This window comes from Acholeplasma equifetale ATCC 29724 (assembly GCF_000687735.1).
In the GTDB taxonomy this organism is placed as follows: domain Bacteria; phylum Bacillota_I; class Bacilli_A; order Acholeplasmatales; family Acholeplasmataceae; genus Acholeplasma; species Acholeplasma equifetale.
Genome location: NZ_JHXL01000002.1, coordinates 19,701 through 41,193, shown reverse-complemented (window position 1 = coordinate 41,193; position 21,493 = coordinate 19,701). Strand labels below are relative to the sequence as shown.

At 32.0% G+C, this 21,493-nt stretch carries 20 protein-coding genes; all 20 read right to left on the bottom strand.

Annotated elements, in window-relative coordinates; genetic code table 11:
- On the bottom strand, positions 1-1,716 hold the full coding sequence (locus tag T434_RS0101835) for an ABC transporter ATP-binding protein (RefSeq protein WP_026399655.1): 1,716 nt from the start codon (positions 1,714-1,716) through the stop codon (positions 1-3).
- Complete coding sequence (locus tag T434_RS0101830; RefSeq protein ID WP_026399654.1) at positions 1,709-3,412, bottom strand: ABC transporter ATP-binding protein; 1,704 nt, start codon at positions 3,410-3,412, stop codon at positions 1,709-1,711. The genes T434_RS0101835 and T434_RS0101830 overlap by 8 nt, the downstream gene beginning before the upstream one ends.
- Positions 3,413-3,543: 131 nt before the next feature.
- Complete coding sequence (dnaB, locus tag T434_RS0101825) at positions 3,544-4,875, bottom strand: replicative DNA helicase (RefSeq protein WP_026399653.1); 1,332 nt, start codon at positions 4,873-4,875, stop codon at positions 3,544-3,546.
- A gap of 2 nt (positions 4,876-4,877) precedes the next feature.
- The gene (gene rplI / locus T434_RS06505; RefSeq protein ID WP_051614308.1) at positions 4,878-7,334 is read right to left on the bottom strand and encodes a 50S ribosomal protein L9; all 2,457 of its coding nucleotides are present in this window, start codon (positions 7,332-7,334) and stop codon (positions 4,878-4,880) included.
- Between the two features lie 83 nt (positions 7,335-7,417).
- Positions 7,418-7,657, bottom strand: coding sequence for a 30S ribosomal protein S18 (gene rpsR / locus T434_RS0101815; protein ID WP_026399652.1), 240 nt, complete (start codon positions 7,655-7,657; stop codon positions 7,418-7,420).
- 15 nt (positions 7,658-7,672) lie between these two features.
- The gene (ssb, locus tag T434_RS0101810; RefSeq protein WP_026399651.1) at positions 7,673-8,095 is read right to left on the bottom strand and encodes a single-stranded DNA-binding protein; all 423 of its coding nucleotides are present in this window, start codon (positions 8,093-8,095) and stop codon (positions 7,673-7,675) included.
- 1 nt (position 8,096) lies between these two features.
- Positions 8,097-8,384 (bottom strand): 30S ribosomal protein S6, encoded by a 288-nt coding sequence (rpsF, locus tag T434_RS0101805; RefSeq protein ID WP_026399650.1) that lies wholly within the window; start codon positions 8,382-8,384, stop codon positions 8,097-8,099.
- Positions 8,385-8,481: 97 nt separating this feature from the next.
- Entirely contained in the window at positions 8,482-8,928 is a 447-nt protein-coding gene (locus T434_RS06500) for a CinA family protein (protein ID WP_051614307.1), read from the bottom strand.
- Positions 8,925-10,007 carry a S1C family serine protease gene (locus tag T434_RS0101795; protein ID WP_162150613.1) on the bottom strand — a complete coding sequence of 361 codons (1,083 nt, stop codon included), beginning with the start codon at positions 10,005-10,007 and terminating at the stop codon, positions 8,925-8,927. The genes T434_RS06500 and T434_RS0101795 overlap by 4 nt, the downstream gene beginning before the upstream one ends.
- Before the next feature lies 1 nt (position 10,008).
- Entirely contained in the window at positions 10,009-10,767 is a 759-nt protein-coding gene (locus tag T434_RS0101790; protein WP_026399648.1) for a S1 family peptidase, read from the bottom strand.
- Between the two features lie 2 nt (positions 10,768-10,769).
- Complete coding sequence (locus T434_RS0101785) at positions 10,770-11,528, bottom strand: TatD family hydrolase (RefSeq protein ID WP_026399647.1); 759 nt, start codon at positions 11,526-11,528, stop codon at positions 10,770-10,772.
- Positions 11,529-11,602: 74 nt separating this feature from the next.
- Complete coding sequence (locus T434_RS0101780) at positions 11,603-12,562, bottom strand: ABC transporter permease (RefSeq protein WP_026399646.1); 960 nt, start codon at positions 12,560-12,562, stop codon at positions 11,603-11,605.
- A complete protein-coding gene (locus T434_RS06495) occupies positions 12,559-13,683 on the bottom strand; it encodes an ABC transporter permease (RefSeq protein WP_162150612.1) in 1,125 nt (374 codons plus the stop codon). The genes T434_RS0101780 and T434_RS06495 overlap by 4 nt, the downstream gene beginning before the upstream one ends.
- Positions 13,684-13,685: 2 nt before the next feature.
- Positions 13,686-15,209: an ABC transporter ATP-binding protein gene (locus tag T434_RS0101770; RefSeq protein ID WP_026399645.1), complete on the bottom strand. Its 1,524-nt coding sequence runs from the start codon at positions 15,207-15,209 to the stop codon at positions 13,686-13,688.
- Positions 15,210-15,276: 67 nt separating this feature from the next.
- Entirely contained in the window at positions 15,277-16,383 is a 1,107-nt protein-coding gene (locus tag T434_RS06490; RefSeq protein ID WP_035358062.1) for a BMP family lipoprotein, read from the bottom strand.
- Between the two features lie 193 nt (positions 16,384-16,576).
- Entirely contained in the window at positions 16,577-17,761 is a 1,185-nt protein-coding gene (gene tuf / locus T434_RS0101760; protein ID WP_026399644.1) for an elongation factor Tu, read from the bottom strand.
- Positions 17,762-17,851: 90 nt separating this feature from the next.
- Entirely contained in the window at positions 17,852-19,924 is a 2,073-nt protein-coding gene (gene fusA / locus T434_RS0101755; protein ID WP_026399643.1) for an elongation factor G, read from the bottom strand.
- Positions 19,925-19,942: 18 nt separating this feature from the next.
- Entirely contained in the window at positions 19,943-20,413 is a 471-nt protein-coding gene (gene rpsG / locus T434_RS0101750; RefSeq protein ID WP_026399642.1) for a 30S ribosomal protein S7, read from the bottom strand.
- A gap of 63 nt (positions 20,414-20,476) precedes the next feature.
- On the bottom strand, positions 20,477-20,908 hold the full coding sequence (gene rpsL, locus T434_RS0101745) for a 30S ribosomal protein S12 (RefSeq protein WP_026399641.1): 432 nt from the start codon (positions 20,906-20,908) through the stop codon (positions 20,477-20,479).
- A gap of 232 nt (positions 20,909-21,140) precedes the next feature.
- Positions 21,141-21,410 carry a GNAT family N-acetyltransferase gene (locus tag T434_RS0101740; RefSeq protein WP_026399640.1) on the bottom strand — a complete coding sequence of 90 codons (270 nt, stop codon included), beginning with the start codon at positions 21,408-21,410 and terminating at the stop codon, positions 21,141-21,143.
- Positions 21,411-21,493 lie beyond the last annotated feature (83 nt).

The window sequence follows — 21,493 nt, the reverse complement described above, 5'->3', positions numbered from 1 at the left end:
TTAAACCTGAGCATCGAATAATGTTTTATAATATCCATTTAATTGGATAAGTTCATCATGTGTACCAATCTCTTTAATTTTACCATCGTCCATAACAATGATACAATCAGCATCCATGACAGTTTTTAAACGGTGTGCAATCATAAATGTTGTCTTATTTTTCATGACAACCTTAAATGCATCTGAAATTTCTTTCTCCATTAATGAGTCAACATAACTTGTTGCCTCATCAATAATTATAATTTTTGGGTTTAAAAGTATTGCACGTGCAATTGTGATTAATTGTTTTTGTCCTTGACTCATTAATCCATCGTTATCATCATAAACTGTGTCATACCCGTCTTTAAAATTTTTAATAAAGTCATGACATCCAGCTAATTTTGATGCTTCAATGACTTGATCTAATGTCGCATTCGGAACACCATATGAGATATTATCAAATATTGTACCTCTAAATAACCAAGGTTTTTGAAGGATAAGTCCAATTTGATGGCGAATTATCTCATTTTTATATTCATTGATATTGATATTATCTAAAAGTATTTCACCACTTTGAACTTTATAAAATCTTAATAAGAGATTAGCAATTGTTGTTTTACCAGCACCAGTTTTACCAACAATTCCTATTTTTGAACCCTTTCTCACTTTTAAATTAAAGTTTGAAATGAGTGGCTCTGTTTCTTTATAACTAAAGTTAACTTTTTTAAATTCTACCTTACCTTCAATATCTTTTTCAAAAGTACCATCACTCTCTTTAACTAATGTATATAGTAAATCATTAATATTTTTATATGCTGTTGATGCTAATAAAAATTGTGATGTGAAGTTACTTAATTCATTAATTGGTCTAAAAAACATTGTTCCATAAACTAAGATTGTAGTAAAAGTACCTACTTTAACTTCAATATTATTTAAATTTAATATTGCAAATAAAACACCTAGTAATAAATAACTTATATTTGAAATTAATCTAAAACTTGGGTTATTTAAACTTGATAAAAAATAACTTTTTTCGTTAGCTTTAAAACGTAACACTTCATAGTTTTTAAAATTTTGATAAGCATGGTTTTCATATTGATATGCTTTATAAAGTTCATATTGACTAAAACCTTCTTCGGCAATATCTGAAAGTTTTCCTTGAAGACGTTGAGTTTCCATGAAATATTTCGTTACATTTTGAGTTGATTTACGAGTATAAAATATAAGTATTGGCACCATTAAAAATACAGTGAGTGCAAATAAATAATTTAATGATAATAACATAATCACTGTAAAAATTAATGTTGTAACACCTGGTATAAAGTGCACTAAAAAGTATTTAAATGCTTCATAAACCATATCCATTTGTAGACTTAACTTCATCATGACATCGCCTGATGATAACGGATATAATCCCTTGTATTCGCTTTCTAAAATCTCTTTATAAATAAATTCTTTATAATTTGATGTGACTTGAATGGCATAAAACTCTGCAAATAAATTAGATAACCATAAAAGCAATGATCCTATGGCATATAAGAGGCCCGATAACATTAAATATTTTGTTACAACTTCAAAGTTAACATTATTTTTACCGATCATCGCTTCAACAGCATACCCAATAAATAATGGTGATAACAATGTTGAAACATTTCCAATCAAAGCTGTAATCATATTTAGGATCATATATTTTTTTGATCCTTTATTCGTTTGAGCGATTGCTAAAAACCTAAACATGGCTAACCTCCTCTAACTCATGTTGAGTTATTGAAAGTTTTTGAACTAGTGGTGAAGTTTTCAAAACTTCATCTTTTTTTCCAACTGTTTCAATTTCACTTTGTGAAATCACTATCCATTCATCAACAAAGTCAATATGACTTAATTTAGATGAACTCATCATTAAAATCCAACTATCTTTATGTTTTAATAAATTATTTTTTAAGTTTAAAATCGTTTGATTATCTAAACTACTTAAGGCATCATCTAACAATAAAATACTTGGTTTTTTTGTTAAGGCTCTTGCAATATTAAGACGTTGGCGTTGTCCACCTGAAAAATTCAAGCCCATTTTTTTAACTTCATTTTGTATTTGACCTTGATTCATTGGATATTCAGAATCATATAGCGCTTGAATGATTGATTCATCTTCATAATTAAAACCCATACTCAAATTATCTTTAACGGTTCCTTGAAATAAATAATTTTCTTGACTAACATAGCCAACTAAACGTCTTATATCATTTAAACTGTAAGTACTCATTGGTCGATTATTAATTAAAATCTCACCTTCTGTAGGTTTTAAAAATCCAACAAGCATTTTTAAAATCGTAGATTTACCACTACCTGTTAAACCAATCATACCGTATGATTGACCTTTAGTAAGTTTGAAATTAATGTTTTTTAAAAATTCTTTTTGACCTTTATAAGCAAATGATACATTTTTAAACTCGATTGTTTCAATATCATCTAAATTTTCAGTTTTAACTAAAGTATTTTCATTTTCATAGTTTAAAATTTCTTTAATACGCTCGTTTGAAGTAAATGCCTTAGCATATAAAATAATTAAATTTAAAATACCTAGCATAGATAAAATAAGTTGTGTTGTATAATTAATCATCGATAAAACTTGGCCTTGCGTCATTGAGCCTAAATTAATATCGATTGCAGAAATATAAATCATAAATACTAATGCTAAATTTAAAACTAAAGATACAACCGGTGAACCAAGTGTTGAAATATAACCTAGCATACGTTGTAAATTTACAATCAGTTGATTCTGATTTTTAAAGTTTTTATAAGTAGGTTCTTCTTTATGAAATGACTTTATAACTTGTATGCCATCTAATGTTTCTTTAACTAAACTACTTGAACGATCCATTTCTTTTTGTAAACGTTGATTAAAACGTAATAACATTAAAACAAGTATTAAAACAAATACAAATGTCAATGGTAAAACAATCATTGAAACATAAGATACATTAGGTGATGTTATATATAAGGCAACAATACTTCCAATCATTAAAAATGGCGCTCTTGATAAAATACGCATCGTCATTGCAAGCGCATTTGATGTTTGTAATGTATCGTTGTTGAGTCGATTTAATAAGCTTGATGTTGAGTATTTTTTACGATCTTCATATTTCATGTTTAATACTTTTTCATATAAAGCTAATCTTAGATTATGATGATAATTTTGTGATACCTTAGCTGTTAAAAAGTGTGCAAATACAGTTGTTAAATAACCAAGTGTTGCAAATAAAAGAATTAAAAATAACATTAAATACACAGTTTGAGTATTATTCTTTTTAATACCTTCATCAATCATTAACCCCATAAATATAGGTAAAAAAAGCTCCAAAACAACTTCAATTAATTTGGAGAATGTCCCTAAAAATAATAAAAATTTATGGTTGATAAACTTACTTAACTTCATATAGACACCTACTTGCCTTATTTATTTTATCATAAATGATAAAAGTTATTTAAAGATATGGTGATATATCCAAAAAATGATAGTTTTTACATAAAAAAACGTATATAGATAAACACTATATACGTTTTAAATTATTCTTCTCTATCTGAACGTTCTAAGAAGCGTGAGTAGTTTGCACTAAAGATGAAGTGAATTGTTCCTGTACGACCTTGACGGTTTTTAGCAACAATAATTTCTGTATCTCCAGCATCTGATTTTTCTCTTTCATAATATTCATCACGGTGAATAAACATAACGATATCAGCATCTTGTTCGATAGAACCAGATTCACGTAAGTGTGATAGTAATGGACGTTTATCGCTTGAACGTTCAACATCACGGCTTAACTGAGAAAGTGCGATAACTGGTACACTTAATTCACGTGCTAATTGTTTTAAAGAGCGAGAAATTCTTGAAACTTCTTCTTGTCTACTTTGTGTTCTTGCATCAATATGAATAAGTTGTAAGTAGTCAATAACAATTAAATCTAATTTACCCTCTTGAGCAAGTTTACGACACTTTGCACGAATATCAGAAAGGTTTGATGAAGCAGAATCATCAAAGAATATATTTAAACGATTTAAACGTTCTGAATATGCTTCAAATTGCTTCCATTCTTGGCTTGTTAAAAAGCCTGTTCTAAGTTTTGAATTTTCAATATTCGCCATATTAGAAATCATACGTGTAACTAATTGTTCGTTACTCATTTCAAGAGAGAAAAAGGCTACTCCAGCTTTTCCATCTTTATTTTTCATAGCAGCATTTAATGCTAATTGAATTGCAAAGGCACTCTTACCAACAGATGGTCGTGCTGCAAGAATAATAAATTCTTCTTTTTGTAATCCATTAATATATTGATCAAGTTTTAAAAAGCCTGTTGTTAAACCAGTAATACCACCTTTATGACTCTGTAAGAAGGTTAACTTTTCTTGAATAGCTTGAACAACTTCTTTAAGTGGCTTAAAATCCCCTGCTTTACGCTTTTTAGACAATTCAAAAATTAATCTTTCAGCTTCTTCTAAATATTCATCTGTTTCAATATCTGTTGTCAATCCTTGCGTTGCAATATTTTGTGTTACTTTAATGACTTCACGTTTTAAACTAAAACTTCGAACTAAATCAATATAAGTTTCTAAATGGTCTAATGCAACTGTATAGTTTGATAACTCAATTAATGTTTGGATACCGCCAACTTCTTCAAGCTTACCCATTTGGTCTAATTTGCCTGAAACAGATGAGTAATCAATTGCTTTTTTCTCTTTATTTAAAGCATCAATAGCTTCAAAAATATAACCATGTATTGGATCGAAAAAGTCAACAGCACGTAATTCGTCTGTTAGTGCATTTGCTAAAGCAGGATTAAGGAAAACCGCACCTAATACAGAGCGTTCAGCATCTAGTGAGTGTGGTAAATTTTTAGCCATAACTAATCTCTCTTTTCAACGATATGTACTTCAAATGAAGCTTTGATTCCTTTATCTAAATTCACAGTAATTGGATAAATTCCAGCTGATGTGATTTCACCATGGATTTCAATTTTTTTCTTATCAATCATAATTTGATATTTTTCTTCAAAAGCTTCAGCGATTTGTTTAGATGTAATACTTCCAAAACGTTTACCATCTTTACCAACTTGTAAAGTTAATGTAATATTTTTACCTTCAATACTTTCAGCAATTTTCTTTAATGTGTTTAAGTATTGAATTTCTTGTTGTTTCAATCTTTCTTTTTCTTGTGCTAATTTTTCAAGGTTTTCATCTGTTGCAGCTACTGCAAGCTTTGAAGTAATTAAGTAATTTGCATAGCCTCCAGCGACTTCAATGATTTGATCTTTTTTACCTTTTCCTTTAACATCTTCTAATAAAATGACTTTCATAGGTTCACTACTTCCTCCGTATTCAATATCTAGTATGTGTTTAAGTTGTGCATAACAATCATCGACTGATAATCCTTGGACTTGAGTTGCAGCACTGTGTAAGTGACCACCACCACCCATTTCTTCCATAATGACTTGAACATTTACCGCACCAAATGAACGTGCTGAAATACCAACCGTATCTGGAGAAATTTTGACAATAGTGAATGCCGCATCAATATCTTTAATATTGAGTAAGAATTCAGAAATTTGTGCAATAAATGTTCTATTTTCAATTAGAGTATCTTTTTTAATAATTGCGAAACGTCCTAAATAAATTTCGACTTCGCCAAGTAACTGATTGATTTCTAATGTTTTTTCTAAATCGTTTCTTAACCATGTACGAACCATAATGGTATCAGCACCATAGTCTTTTAGTTTAGATGCCACATCAAATGTTCTTGCATTCGTTCTAAATGTAAACATATTTGTATCAACAACTAATCCACCATACATGATTGATGCTTCTAACCCATCAATTTTAACTTCTCGGTTATAAAACTCAATTAATTCCATAATTAACTCAATTGCAGACGAAGCACCTGCATCAATGTAACTAAAATCACCTTCAATTGATGATTCATTACCACGGTGGTGATCAATAACAAGTGTCTTTAAATTTAGACTTAATAATTCTTTTGAATGAACAATTTGTGGATTTTGTGTATCAACAATTAATAATAATGTATCTTTTGTTGCTTTTCTTAAGGATTCTTCTGTTGTTAAAACATGATGGATCACTTGGTGATCGTTATGTTTTAATAATTGATAAACATTATATGTTGTAGGATCTAACTTATCTTCATCAACAATAATGTAAGGTGCCAAATCAGGCGATGCTAACGCCATTTTTAACGCTGCAATCATGGAGCCTAATGAATCTAAATCTGTTTGATTATGACCCATAATAAAGACTTGATCAGCTTTATCAAATAATTCCATAAGTTGGCTAGCACTTTGACGAGCACTAACTCTTGATAGTTTTGTTTTAGATTCTAATTTCGCACCAAAGTATTTAATCTTTTCTCCTTGAATATTTACTACAACTTGGTCTCCGCCTCGTTTTTCTGCAAGCTCAATCGCATTTTGTGCGTAGTCTGATAAATCATCATACTCTAAATCCCATGATGCAATACCAATAGAAATTGTAACTCTTAATTGATATTTAACTGAGATATCACGAATACGTTCTAAGATATCAAATTTATTTTGTATCATACGGTCAAGATGTTTTCGTTTAATCATTAAAACCAATCGATTATCACCGTATGGTTTTAAGTACCCATTAAATTCTTCAACCCAATCAGCAATTGCAGATAAATATTCACCCTTAATACTTGATTGTTCAGAAATATCGAAAGATTGTATATTTTCTTCAAAGTTATCAAGGTTAATAATACCTAATGCAGGTAAATTTTGAATATATTCTTCTTTAACGTTTTCTCTTGATGTTACATTAAATAGGTATAAAACTTGATAATTTGATTTATACATAACTTCATATTTTTCGTTAAATACACGAATAACGATTGGTGTTTCTTCTTTTTTATCAACATGATCCGCTAATGGTGCTGAAATATCGGATAATAAACGATCAACTAACTTATCTTTGAAAATCGTAATTGCGTAAGGATTAACCCATTTAATTTCTTTTGCTTCTTCATCTAATACGATGATACCAATAGGTAATTCGTGGAATGCATTATCACCAATTTGATTAACGCGCGGTGAAAGCTTACTCCAACGTGCTAAACGCATTTGTAAATTTTTAATATGTTGGCGATATTTATAACTCATGAAATAAAGTGAATAACCTATCAATAATCCATTCACAAGAATCATGATAATGTATATCCAGGTGTCATTAAATACGTTATTAAGGGCATCTGTAAATATAAAAATCGTATACAAAACATACGATGCTATTGCTAAGACCCCTGTTAATACTAATAGTAAGATTCTTTTCAAAATGTCCACCTCACTTATACAAATTATATCATATATTAATGATATCTATATAAAAAAATTATCCCCAAGTGGGGATAATTGTCTTATTCTTTAACGAATGGTAATAATGCCATATGACGTGCTCTCTTAATTGCAACAGCTAATTCTCTTTGCCATTTAGCTGAAGTACCAGTTACACGTCTTGGAAGAATCTTACCACGTTCAGTGATAAATTTCTTTAACAATTCAACATCTTTAAAATCGATGTAAGTGAACTTATTTTGAGTGAAGTAACAAACTTTCTTACGTCTCTTAAAGCCACCCTTTTTTTGTTTATCTTGCATACTTTCTAATCCTTTCTAGAATGGTAAATCATCGTCTGCAACAAGTTGCTTGCTAGTTTCATAGAAGTCATCTTGTGCATCGTCATCTTTGAAATTATCATAAGAAGCATTGTTGTTATCATTACGTTCTAACAATTGAACAGAGTCGCATACGACTTCTGTCACATAACGCATTTGACCTGATTGGTCTTCATAGTTACGTGTTTGAATACTACCCTCTACTGCTAATAAATTACCTTTTCTAACAAAACGGCTCATAAATTCAGCAGTACCTCGCCATGCAACGCATGAGATAAAGTCTGCTGGTTTCTCACCATTTTGTGAAGTATAATTTCTATTTACAGCTAAAGTAAAAGATGTTACCGGGATTTGAGATGATGTCATCTTCAAATCAACTTCTTTAGTTATTCTACCAATTAGAACTACACGATTAACCATATTATGCTCCTACATTGACTTCAATGTTACGAATAACATTTTCAGTAATTCTGATAACACGTTTGAATTCAGCAATACCATCATTTGATAATTCTGCTAAAATCCATACGTAGTATCCTTTTTTGAACTTATTGATCTCATACGCTAAATCTTTAAGACCCATTTCTTTGAATTCAATGATGTTGCCACCTTGAGATGTGATCACATTATTTAAATCATTGATTTGATTCTTTAATGCTTCTGGATCTAACGTAGGTTTCAAAATGTACATAAGTTCGTACTTTTTCATATCTAGTCTGGACCTCCTTCTGGACTCCGGGCATCTCTGCCAAGGATAAATTTTTATTCGAGTTATTATAACATTTATGTATATAAAATACAACTATTTAAACAATAATTTCTGGTAATAATGTGATAATATATTGAACCAATTCTTCGATGTTTTGTTCACGTGATTGATTCTCATTAAAATCTTTATGATACAAGAATATTTCACCTTGATAATAAATACCAACATATGCATGATGTGGAAAGTTTCCTGATGCATACCCTGTTGTTGAAATTGCGATATCTGCATGTGTTTTTTCATGAAGGTTTTTAGCCATAAATCGTGCAACTTCCCTTGAAACAACACCATTTTTTTCAATGACTTCTAATGGAATATTTAATATTTCATGTTTTGCTTCATCACTATACACAACAAAACTTTCTTTAATCACTTGAGAAGCATTAGGTATTTTTATAAGTGTACCAATTAAGTTACCACCCGTAATACTTTCTGCACATGAAAGTGTTAATTTTTTTTCAATTAAAATTTCAACAATGTTTTTCATGAAATCACCACTTTTATTTCTAATAATTCAAAATTTTTTATTGAATCATTATAACGATATACTTCAAATGAATATGTATTTCCAACTTTAATCTCACCAACCGCTTTGGTTAAGTCTTCACCCTTATAAATTCTTACACCATTGATTGATACGATTAAATCATATCGCTCTAATAAGCCATATGATGGTCTTGTACTATTAACATCCATAATAACAACACCAGTGATTGCTGGTATTTTTTTATTTGGATCAAATCCTATTGCCTGCTCACCAAAGCTTTTAACGTAATTTGTAGATAAAAATGCTTCAGAATCTAAAATATGAATACCAAGTTTAGGTTTAATAGCATTTAATCTTGTACGTATCATACGTGCAACCTGATTAGCATGAATTGCATCCCCAATAGAATCGATTTTATGACCATTAACAATTTCTAATCTTTGTGTATTAATACCAATAAATGTCCCATCATATGAGAATAAAGGCCCTCCAGAATTACCAGGATTGATATTTGAACTATGTGTGATCATCTGACCTGATACTTCATAAATAATTCCCATATCTGTAACGATATTATGATATACCGTATCAAGTGGTGTCCCTATGCCAAAAACAGTTTGTCCAACTGTCACTTGGATTTGTTTACTTGAATCTTCATAAGGAATAATAGGTATCACAGGATAATCAAAATCGCTTATAAATCGCACAATAGCGATATCTTCTGAGTTTACACCATCACCAAATGCATAAATATCTCCAAGTTCAACTCTTCCATAAGATGTAACAACATCAACATGAGACATATCTTCAACGACATGTTGATTTGTTACAACATAATAATAATATTCATGACTATTATTCGTTGGTTCTTTTTTAAATATCATACCACTACCTAAACTTACTTCAAATTCCATGATGTAACCAACTAAAGATACGGTACTATTTTGTAATTTACGAATTAACTTTTGAGTTTCTTCAATTGTTCTTTCTTCTATAATTGGATGCTCAACATAATGTGCATCACATGAAACTAAAAATGTTAGAAAAATTGCGAGTAAAATAATATATATTTTTCTCATTTTACTTTTCCTCTAATAGCTCAATAATGCGATTCACATGTAATGCGATTGTCATTGAATTAATTGGTCGATCATTTGATGTGTTTGTTAATATTTCAATGTTCATACCGACAAATTGACCATTAGATTTTAAAAATACAGGAGATCCTAATTGACCATATGACAATGGTGAAGCATGCACAAATAATGGATAAATTACACCTGAAACAATCGCAGGTCTTGTTGGATAATTAAAGTAAGCTGTTGAAATTGGAGTCCCAATACTAAAGACTTCATCAAACTCAATACTTTTTTCATCAACTAATTCTAATTCAACAGGTAATAAATTTTGATCTGTTTGAATCGTTATTAATGCCATATTATTAGATTCTTCTAAATTGTCAGTGAAAAGATGGTTTACTGTTCCAGTTACATATCTTGATTGACTTATATAAACTAATACAGATGCTGCATTTTCAACAACCCATTCTGTTGTAAGAATTGTATATGTGTGTGTTAATAATCCACTTACCTTTTTGATAACTGTCCCACTACCACGACGCATACTTATATTACTTACATCATCAGTTGCATAATTATTCACAATAGCAACCACACTTTGTTTTCTTAAATCAATAAATTCCATCAATGATTTTTCGTTTTCTGTTATAGCTGGTGCTACCGCTGTTGGACGTAAGCTATTTAAGTCCTCTTTAAAACTTTGGCAGGAAACTAAGAAAAACATCAATATAAAACTAACCAAAATCCATATTTTTCTCATGACTAAATCTCCAATCTAAATAATGTCTTTGCATTATTTGATGTTATTTTTGCTACTTCATCACTTGATATATTTTTAATTTTTGCAATCTCTTCTACAACATAATATGTATATGCTGGTTCATTGCGTTTACCCCGATAAGGCACTGGTGCAAGCCATGGACTATCTGTTTCAACAAGCATATGTTTTAAATCAATTTCTTTAACGATTTCGTGAAGTTCTAAAGCTTTTTTAAATGTTACAACACCACTAATACCTATATAAAAACCTAATTCAATTGCACGCTTTGCATCTTCAATGTTAGATGAAAAAGAATGGAATACACCTCTTACCTTTCCTTTATACGGTAATACACATTCATATGCTTCTTTAAATGATTCTCTTGTATGAATGATTATTGGTAAATCATGTTGAATAGCTAGTTCAATTTGTTGGATAAATATTTTTTTCTGATCTTCTAAATTATCTTTTTTCCAATATAAATCAATACCAATTTCACCTAATGCAACAACTTTTTTTTCCTTTAATAAAGGGATTAAGTCTTCAATCTTTTCATTTTTGATATCACAAGGATGAATACCAACTGTTGCATATAATTCTTTATGTTGGAAAGCTAATTTTATCGCACGTAGATTTGCTTCATGATTCATACCAACAACAATAACATAATCCACATGATGTTCTTTAAGTAATTTCAGTGAATCATCAATTTTAGATTTGAACTCATCTGTATTTAAATGTGCATGTGTATCGATTATCATTTTCATCACCTTTTATGTCCTTAATTATATCATAAAAAAACTCCCATTATTATATATATGGGAGTTTTGATAAATTAACGTTGACCCTGATCAAATGGTTGTCCAATAGCTTTTGGTGCTAAAGATCGTTTTGATGTAAATGCTAATGCAACCAATGTCACAATATAAGGTAACATTTGGAAAAATTCATCGGGAACTTTAGCATCTGCTAACCAAGGAATAACTGCTGTTGCATTTACGAATGTTCTAAAGAATCCAAAGAACAATGCTGCAAAGATAATAGTTTGTGGTTTCCAGTTGCCAAAAATTAATACAGCAATCGATAAGAAACCTAGTCCCGCTACTGTTGCATCAAACCCTTCTGATGTTGTTGCAACAAAGACAACCCCACCTAAACCAGCTAAAAATCCACTTGATAAAACGCTAAAATAACGAATGCGTTTAACGTGAATACCTAAGGATTGTGCTGCATGTGGGTTTTCTCCAACAGCACGAATTCTTAAACCTAATCTTGTCTTATACATTAAGACTAATACAATAACGAATATTAATAATCCTAAGTAAAAACTTAAATATGTTTTTTGGAATAAAATATCACCAATAAATGGTATATCACCTAATAGAGGTACTTTTTGAATTAGAAAATTACCTGTAAATTTAACTTGCTGACCACCCATAATTGAACGTGCTGTAAATATTGCAAATGCTGGTGCAAAAAGGTTTAAAGCCGTTGCAGAAATTGTTTGATCGGCATTCATATGGATAGATGCAAACGCATGAATTGCTGAAAAGATTAATCCAACAACACCACCAACAATCATTCCAATTAAGTAAATTAATTGAGGATTTAATCCAGTTGTTTCTTGTAGGATTTTAATCATCCATATACCAATGAAAGCACCCATTAACATGATACCTTCTAATGCAATGTTTGTAACACCCGATTTCTCACTCATTAAACCACCAAGTGCAACAATTAAAATAGGAATGAAACTAATAAATGTATATTGTAATAAGGTTATGACGATATTCATTCACCATCACCTACCTTTTGTTGATTGATTTGTTTTTTTGCTTTTCTTCTTCTTAAGTATAATGAAATACCTGCACTAATCGATGTTGTATAAACAATGATTGCTACAATAATTTCAATAATTTGAGGTGGAAATCCATGGACTTGCATATAGAAACCACCCAATCGAATATGACTTAAGAATATTCCTGCAATAACAGCTCCAATTGGCTCTAATTGGCCTAATAAAGCAACCGATATTCCATCAAATCCTCCAGGTAATAATGTATGTGTAATACCGAGGTTTGTTCCAACAACTAAGAATTGAATAGCGCCAGCTAATCCTGCTAAACTACCAGATAATATAAATGAAACAACAATATTACGTTTTGAATTCATTCCAACATATCTACTAGCTTCAGGATTAAAACCAGTTGCTTTTAATTCATAACCAAGTACTGTATATTTGAAAATAAAGTGAATAATGATTGCTACAAATATTGCAATAAATATACCAATATTGGCTTTAGATGATCCAAATAAAAAACTTAATAACGGTAGTTCTGCTGTTTGTAAAATATCTTGTGATTTTGCATATGATGCATTATAAATATTTGTTTTAACTAAATAAATCACTAAGAACATACCAATATAGTTCAACATAATACTTGATACGACTTCGTTCACATTACGGAATGCTTTAAGTAATCCTGGTATTGCACCCCAAACTGCTCCAGCTAATGTACCCAGTATTAAAGCAACAATCCAATGTAGTCCAGAAGGTAAGTGCCATAATACACCAATGTATGTTGCAACATACGCTCCTACAATCATTTGACCTGATGCACCAATATTAAATAATCCTGATTTGAATGTAATAACTAAAGCAGTACCTGTAAGAATAATTGGTGCTGCTTGAAGTAACATATCACCAATACCTTTATTACCAATCGTAAGCCCACCTGCAAACATTTTAATTAATCCAGGAAATGCACCTTGAGGATTAAATATGAGCATTACGATAAATCCAATCAATATACCAATAAGTACTGAATAGACACTAGCCATGAATCGAGGAAATTTTTTAGGTAAATTTTTAATTAGATTCCAAAATTGAGTTAATCCATTAAGAACTTTTTGCATGATTATTCAACCTCTTTTCTAGTGCCAGACATATAAAGACCGATTGTTTCTTCATCCACTTGACCTCTTAAAAATTCACCAACAATTTGTCCTTCAAATATGACAAGTATTCTATCAGATAAACTGAATATTTCTTCTAATTCAAATGAAACAAGTAATACTGCTTTATCGTTATTACGCTCTTTAATCATTTGCTGGTGAATATTGTTAATTGCGCCAACGTCTAAACCTCTTGTAGGTTGGAATGCAATTAAAAGATCGTGTGGCTTTTCAATTTCTCTTGCAATAATAGCTTTTTGTTGGTTACCACCGCTCATGCTTCGAGCAGACGAATTAATTCCTGCCGCACTTCTAATATCATATTTTTGTACTAAATCTTTCGCGTATTCATTAATTAAATTGTGATTTAATATGGAATATTTTTGGAATTTATCTGTGTGATATTCTTGAAGTACTAAATTATACGCTAAATTAAAATCTAATACTAAACCATGTTTTTGTCTATCTTCAGGAATATGTGATATACCTGACATGATTCGTCTTCTAATTGATGTATAAGATATATCTACTCCATTTAAAATGATCTCGCCTGATGTATGACGCATCATACCTGTAATAACTTGAACTAACTCTGTTTGTCCATTACCGTCGATACCAGCAATACCAAGTATTTCTCCTTTATGTACATCAAATGAAATATCTTTTAGTATATCTTTACTTTTTCCGTTAAGTGTTATATTTTTAAGAGATAACACTTTTTCTTTTGGTTGGTATTCATTAAATTCATATTTTTGATTTAATACACGCCCCACCATCATTTCAGCTAATTGATTTTTTGTAACGCTCTTAACATCTACAGTATCAATGACTTTACCACGTCTTAATATTGTACATTTATTAGCTGCACGCTTAATTTCTTCAAGTTTATGCGTGATTAAAATAACGGTTTTACCTTCTTTTGCAAAACCCTTCATGATTTCAATTAATTCATCAATTTCTTGAGGTGTTAAAACTGCAGTCGGTTCATCAAAGATTAAAATATCACTATTACGATATAACATCTTCAAAATTTCAACTTTTTGTTGTTCACCAACAGTTAAATTTTTAACATACTCATCTAAATCTACATGTAAATTATATTGATTCATAATTTCAGTAATTTTTTGACGTGCTTTATCTTTTGTTATGAATCCATATTTTAAATCTTCTAAACCTAAAATAATATTATCTAAAACTGTAAACACTTCAACAAGTTTGAAGTGTTGATGCACCATACCAATATTATATTTTGTTGCATCATTAGGGTCTTTAATCTTTACGACTTCACCATTGATTAATATTTCACCTTCATCTGGTTCATACAAACCAAATAAAATTGACATTAATGTGGTTTTCCCTGCTCCGTTTTCACCAAGTAAAGCATGTATCTCACCTGGTAGGGCTTTAAATGATATATGATCATTCGCAACTAAACTACCAAAACGCTTGGTGATATTACGCATTTCTATCATTATGAATTCCCCCATTAAAAGTAGGGGGAACAAAACAATTGCTCCCCCACACCTCATTTTTTAATTGTTTATGTCAATTATTTTATTGTCCGCCACCTGCGATAGCAGTCTTAAGCGCATTAACTTCTTGTTCAGTTAATGTAAATCCTAACTCAGCAATAAATTCAACTAAGTCATCTGCTGTAGCAGGAACAACGATTTCATCAGTCTTAATCTTAGCGACTAATGCATCATGTAATGCTTTAGTAAATGAAGCGAAACGTCCACGTTCAAGTGCTGGGATACCTGCTGCATTTTCTTTAACACCTAAAGTGATTGATTTTCCACCTTCGAATTTATCATTGAAGAATGCATCTAAAGCTTCATAAGCAGCTTCACCAACACCTTCAACTGCTGAAGTTAAAACTGTGCTAGAAGCATCACGTTGGTCTGAGTCAACACCGATAACATATTTGTTTTGTCTATCGCCTGCAGCAGCCATAACTGATAAACCAGCTCCACCTGCAGCAGCATGAATAGCTTCAACACCTGCATCATACCAAGCACCTGCTTGAGTCTTATAAGTATCACTTGGACCAAAAGTACCTAAATATGTATAATATGTTGGATTGAATTTATAACTAGTATCGCCAGCTTCTTTAGCAGCATAATAAGCACCTGCTACCCAACCAATTCCAAATCTTTGAACTGCTGGAACAGCGATACCACCCATGTAACCTAAGTTTTTCTTACCATCACGATAAGTTGCGTATGCAGCGATGAATGCAGCTTGTTCTTCTTGGAAGTAAACTGCTAATGTGTTAGATTTAATATCTGAATCGCCATCTGCATTTCTAGGCTCACCATCGATTAAAACAAACTTCACATCAGGATATTTAATTTGAGCTTCATAAACTGGTCTTTCAAAATAGAAACCTGGAGTAATAACAATCTTAGCTCCACCAGATACTGCTAAATCAATTGCAGCTAGATATTGTTCATCTGATTCACCAGCTGGTTTGTAATATTGATAACTTTTACCCTTTTCTTCAGCGTAACGTTTGATACCTTCCCAAGTTCCTTGGTTGAAGGACCCGTCATCAATATCTCCTGTATCAGTGATCATAGCGATTTCATATGTTACTGAATCACATGCTACAAGCAAAACAGAAAAAACTATTGTAAACAATAATGCTAAAACTCTTTTCATTTGTCTTTCTCCTTTTTATTTTTTTGATTCAATCTTTATTTTTAATATAACACATCGAAACTTTTTTTACAATTAAAATCTATTAAAAAATGTAAGCGTTTTACTTTTTTAAATACTTTAAGTTTTTAATTCAAAAAATTAAAAAAAGTCTACGAATCCAATATTTCAGGATCCTATAGACTTTTTAATTTAATTATTCAACGATTTTAACAACTGAACCAGATGCAACTGTTCTTCCACCTTCGCGGATAGAGAATTTAGTACCTTCTTCTAATGCGATTGGGTGAATTAATTCAACTGAAATTTCAGCGTTGTCGCCAGGCATAACCATTTCTGTACCTTCAGCTAATGTAATAACACCAGTGATGTCAGTAGTACGGAAATAGAATTGTGGGCGGTAGTTTGAGAAGAACGCAGTATGACGTCCACCTTCTTCTTTACTTAATACGTAGATTTGAGCAGTGAATTTTGAATGTGGTTTAACAGTACCAGGTTTAGCTAATACTTGTCCACGTTCGATATCTTTACGATCGATACCACGTAATAATGTACCAATGTTGTCACCAGCTTCAGCTTGGTCTAATAATTTTCTGAACATTTCAACACCAGTTACAGTTGTTGTAAGAGTGTCTTTTAAACCAACGATTTCAACTTGGTCACCAACTTTGATTACACCACGGTCAACACGTCCAGTAGCAACTGTACCACGACCTGTAATTGTGAATACGTCTTCAACTGGCATTAAGAATGGTTTGTCAACAGCACGAACTGGAGTGTCGATATATGAGTCAACAGCAGCCATTAATTCTTTGATTTTTTCTACCCATTGTGGTTCACCGTTTAATGCTCCTAAAGCTGAACCGCGGATAACAGGAATTTCATCTCCTGGGAAGTCATATTCTGATAATAATTCACGAACTTCCATTTCAACTAAATCTAATAATTCATCATCGCCTACTAAGTCAGCTTTGTTTAAGAATACGACTAACTTAGGAACACCAACTTGGCGTGATAATAAGATGTGTTCACGAGTTTGTGGCATTGGACCATCTGCAGCAGAAACTACTAAGATAGCTCCGTCCATTTGAGCAGCACCAGTGATCATGTTTTTAACATAGTCAGCGTGGCCTGGGCAGTCTACGTGTGCGTAGTGTCTGTTTAGTGTTTCATATTCAACGTGTGAAGCGTTGATTGTAATACCACGTTCTTTTTCTTCTGGAGCAGCATCGATTTGATTGTAATCTCTCTTTTCTGCTAATCCTTCGCTAGCTAATACATTTGTAATAGCAGCAGTTAATGTTGTTTTACCATGGTCAACGTGTCCGATTGTACCAACGTTAACGTGTGGTTTAGTTCTAACGAATTTTTGTTTTGCCATGACGCAAAATTCCTCCTATATTAATTATTGGAAATAATAATATTTTAACAACTATTATTTTATCATATTACTAATTTTTTGTTAAGTGGATTAGTTTGAACCACGTTTTTTCATAATTTCTTCTTGAATGCTCTTAGGAACACGTTCATAATGATGGAATTGCATTATGAATGTAGCGCGTCCTTGAGTGTTTGAACGTAAAGCAGTTGCATATCCAAACATTTCTGATAATGGAACGTATGCACGGATTGCAATAGCATTTCCTCGTCCTTCTTGACTTTCTAAGCGTCCACGACGGCTTGTTAAATCACCGATAACATTACCTACATAATCATTTGGTGTAACAACTTCAACGTCCATAATAGGTTCTAAGATGCAAGCTTCTGCTTTAGTCTTAGTTTCTTTTAATGCCATAGAAGCGGCAACTTTGAACGCCATTTCTGATGAGTCGACTTCGTGGTATGAACCGAATACTAATGATGCTTTAACGTCAACCATTGGGAATCCAGCTAAAACCCCTGATTCTAATGCTTCTTCTAAACCTTTTTGAACTGAAGGAATGTATTCACGAGGAATAACCCCACCAACGATCTTATCAACAAATTCAAATCCTTTACCTGGATTTGGTTCGAATTGGATAACAACGTGACCGTATTGACCACGTCCACCAGATTGACGAACAAACTTAGCTTCAATTTCAGCTGGTTTTGTAATTGTTTCACGGTAAGAAACTTGAGGTTCAGCAACGTTTGCATCAACCTTGAATTCGCGTTTCATACGGTCAACAATAATATCTAAGTGTAATTCACCCATACCAGCGATAATTGTTTGTCCTGTTTCTTTGTTTGTATAAGTTCTAAATGTTGGGTCTTCTTCAGCAAGTTTAGATAAAGCTTGGCTCATTTTATCTTGGTCATTCTTTGTCTTAGGTTCAACTGCAACTTCGATAACTGGGTCAGGGAAGTTCATTGATTCTAAAATAATGTCATCGCCTTCTAATACTAAAGTATTACCAGTTGTAGTTAATTTTAAACCAACAGCTGCAGCGATGTCTCCTGCATACACTTCATCAATTTCTTGACGATGGTTAGCATGCATTTGTAAGATACGTCCGAGTCTTTCTCTTTCACCTTTAGTTGAGTTATATACATAAGAACCTGAAGTAATTTTACCTGAATAAACACGGAAGAATGTAATCTTACCAACAAATGGGTCAGTAGCAACCTTAAATGCTAACGCTGTGAATGGTTCATCATCTGAAGCATGACGTAATACTTCGTTACCATATGAATCGTGACCGATAACAGCTTCGATATCAAGTGGTGAAGGTAAGTAGTCAACAACAGCATCTAAGACTTTCTTAACACCTTTGTTTTTAAATGATGATCCGCAAAGTACTGGGAAGAAGTTAACACTTAATACCCCTTTACGAATTGCTCTTTTTAATAAGTCAACTGAAACTTCTTCTCCTTCGAGATAAGTCATCATTAACTCATCATCAAATTCAGCAACTGCCTCGATTAATTCAGCTCTTAATGCTTTCGCATCATCTAGTAAATAATCAGGAATTGGAATTTGCTTTGTTGTTTCATTTGCATCACCTTCATAATGGAATGCTTCCATTGTGACTAAATCGATGATACCATTGAAATCATTTTCAGAACCGATTGGCATTTGAATAGCATTTGCTTTAACACCTAAACGGTTATGGATAGTCTTGATCGCATTTTTGAAATCTGCGCCAATTTTATCCATTTTATTAACATATACGATTCTTGGAACTTTGTATTCTGTAGCTTGTCTCCAAACAGTTTCTGTTTGAGGTTCAACACCGGCTTGAGCATCGATAACTGTTACAGCACCGTCTAAGACTCTTAATGATCTTGAAACTTCTACTGTGAAGTCAACGTGACCTGGGGTGTCAATAACGTTGATGCGATGTTCTTTCCATACTGCAGTTGTAGCAGCAGATGTAATGGTGATTCCACGTTCTTGTTCTTGTTCCATCCAGTCCATTTGTGAAGCACCATCGTGTGTTTCACCCATCTTATGGATTTTACCTGTGTGGTAAAGAATACGTTCTGTTGTAGTCGTTTTACCAGCATCGATGTGAGCCATGATACCGATATTACGAGTTTTTGCTAATGAATATTGACGTGGCATAATAATTGTCTCCTTCTATTACCAGCGATAATGAGCGAAAGCCTTATTCGCCTCAGCCATTCTGTGGGTTTCTTCACGCTTTTTCACTGAAGCCCCTTGGCCTTGTGATGCGTCGATGATTTCTCTAGCTAATCTTTCTTCCATAGTTTTTTCATGGCGAGCTCTAGAGTATTGTACTAACCATCTTAAAGCTAACGCTTGACGTCTTTCAGGTCTAACTTCAACTGGTACTTGATAGTTTTGACCACCAATACGACGTGCTCTAACTTCTAAGATTGGAGCAATGTTGTTCATTGCTTCGTTAAAGACATCTAAAGGTTCTCTTCCAGTTTCTTCTTTAACAATATTTAATGCACCATATAAGATGCTTTGTGCAGTTCCTTTTTTACCATCTTCCATAATTGTATTTACAACACGTGTAATCAATTTAGAACCATAAATAGGATCTGGTAATACATCACGTTTAACGACATGTCCTTTACGTGGCATATTGTTCACCTTCTTCCTTTCTTATCATTATTCGAAAAATTTTAAATTTAAATGAATTATTTATTACTTCTTAGCTGCTTGTCCAGCCTTAGGACGTTTAGCACCATATTTAGAACGAGCTTGTTTACGGTTAGCAACACCAGTAGCGTCTAATGCACCACGAACGATATGGTATCTAACCCCTGGTAAGTCTTTAACACGTCCACCACGAATTAAAACAACTGAGTGTTCTTGTAATGAATGTCCTTCTCCAGGAATGTATGCTGTAACTTCTGTTCCGTTTGATAATCTAACACGGGCATATTTACGTAATGCTGAGTTAGGTTTCTTAGGAGTCATGGTTGAGACACGTGTACATACCCCACGTTTTTGTGGAGATGAGTAATCAGAATCTTGTTTCTTTAAAGTGTTAAAACCATATTGTAACGCTGGAGATTTACTTTTGTATTGTTTATCTTCGCGTGGTTTTGAAATAAGTTGAGCGATTGTAGGCATTTTGTCTTCCTTTCTTGAAACACACGACCAGGTGTTTCATATTTTACTTTTTGGCTTTACAAAGCCGTTAATTAAATCAATATAAAATGATTTATTTTCAACCTTCTTTATTATATATTTTTGTATACTTTTTGTCAATCATTTCGTAAATAAAATACATAAGTTTCACATGAATTTTAATTATCTATCCATTAAAAAAGCATATCAACAACGGATATGCTTATTTTAATTTTTAGTCTTTTTTAAGTAAGGTTTCAAATTCTTTATGTTCATTAAAGTAGGCTACTGTATATGGGCAAATCGGTACGATTTTGTAATTCATTTGTTGAGCAAACTTAATTGATTCTTCGACTAATTTTCTGGCAATCCCTTGTCCTCTTAAAGAAGGATCAACAAATACTGAATGCAGATACATGACATGGCTTTTTACTTCATAATCTAATCTTGCAACAATTAATTGTCCCTCTTTGATATAAAATTGATTTTCGCGATGTTCAATCATCTTAACCACTTCCCTTTAGTTATATCTTAACACTAAATACAACTTTTACCTAATAAAAAACCCTACAGGCTATGTAGGGTTTC

Bases quoted from the DNA above. Each gene is read 5' to 3' on its own strand.
- T434_RS0101835 (WP_026399655.1), bottom strand. From the start codon at position 1,716: ATGTTTAGGTTTTTAGCAATCGCTCAAACGAATAAAGGATCAAAAAAA.
- T434_RS0101830 (WP_026399654.1), bottom strand. From the start codon at position 3,412: ATGAAGTTAAGTAAGTTTATCAACCATAAATTTTTATTATTTTTAGGG.
- dnaB (WP_026399653.1), bottom strand. From the start codon at position 4,875: ATGGCTAAAAATTTACCACACTCACTAGATGCTGAACGCTCTGTATTA.
- rpsR (WP_026399652.1), bottom strand. From the start codon at position 7,657: ATGCAAGATAAACAAAAAAAGGGTGGCTTTAAGAGACGTAAGAAAGTT.
- ssb (WP_026399651.1), bottom strand. From the start codon at position 8,095: ATGGTTAATCGTGTAGTTCTAATTGGTAGAATAACTAAAGAAGTTGAT.
- rpsF (WP_026399650.1), bottom strand. From the start codon at position 8,384: ATGAAAAAGTACGAACTTATGTACATTTTGAAACCTACGTTAGATCCA.
- T434_RS06500 (WP_051614307.1), bottom strand. From the start codon at position 8,928: ATGAAAAACATTGTTGAAATTTTAATTGAAAAAAAATTAACACTTTCA.
- T434_RS0101795 (WP_162150613.1), bottom strand. From the start codon at position 10,007: ATGAGAAAAATATATATTATTTTACTCGCAATTTTTCTAACATTTTTA.
- T434_RS0101790 (WP_026399648.1), bottom strand. From the start codon at position 10,767: ATGAGAAAAATATGGATTTTGGTTAGTTTTATATTGATGTTTTTCTTA.
- T434_RS0101785 (WP_026399647.1), bottom strand. From the start codon at position 11,528: ATGATAATCGATACACATGCACATTTAAATACAGATGAGTTCAAATCT.
- T434_RS0101780 (WP_026399646.1), bottom strand. From the start codon at position 12,562: ATGAATATCGTCATAACCTTATTACAATATACATTTATTAGTTTCATT.
- T434_RS06495 (WP_162150612.1), bottom strand. From the start codon at position 13,683: ATGCAAAAAGTTCTTAATGGATTAACTCAATTTTGGAATCTAATTAAA.
- T434_RS0101770 (WP_026399645.1), bottom strand. From the start codon at position 15,209: ATGGGGGAATTCATAATGATAGAAATGCGTAATATCACCAAGCGTTTT.
- T434_RS06490 (WP_035358062.1), bottom strand. From the start codon at position 16,383: ATGAAAAGAGTTTTAGCATTATTGTTTACAATAGTTTTTTCTGTTTTG.
- tuf (WP_026399644.1), bottom strand. From the start codon at position 17,761: ATGGCAAAACAAAAATTCGTTAGAACTAAACCACACGTTAACGTTGGT.
- fusA (WP_026399643.1), bottom strand. From the start codon at position 19,924: ATGCCACGTCAATATTCATTAGCAAAAACTCGTAATATCGGTATCATG.
- rpsG (WP_026399642.1), bottom strand. From the start codon at position 20,413: ATGCCACGTAAAGGACATGTCGTTAAACGTGATGTATTACCAGATCCT.
- rpsL (WP_026399641.1), bottom strand. From the start codon at position 20,908: ATGCCTACAATCGCTCAACTTATTTCAAAACCACGCGAAGATAAACAA.
- T434_RS0101740 (WP_026399640.1), bottom strand. From the start codon at position 21,410: ATGATTGAACATCGCGAAAATCAATTTTATATCAAAGAGGGACAATTA.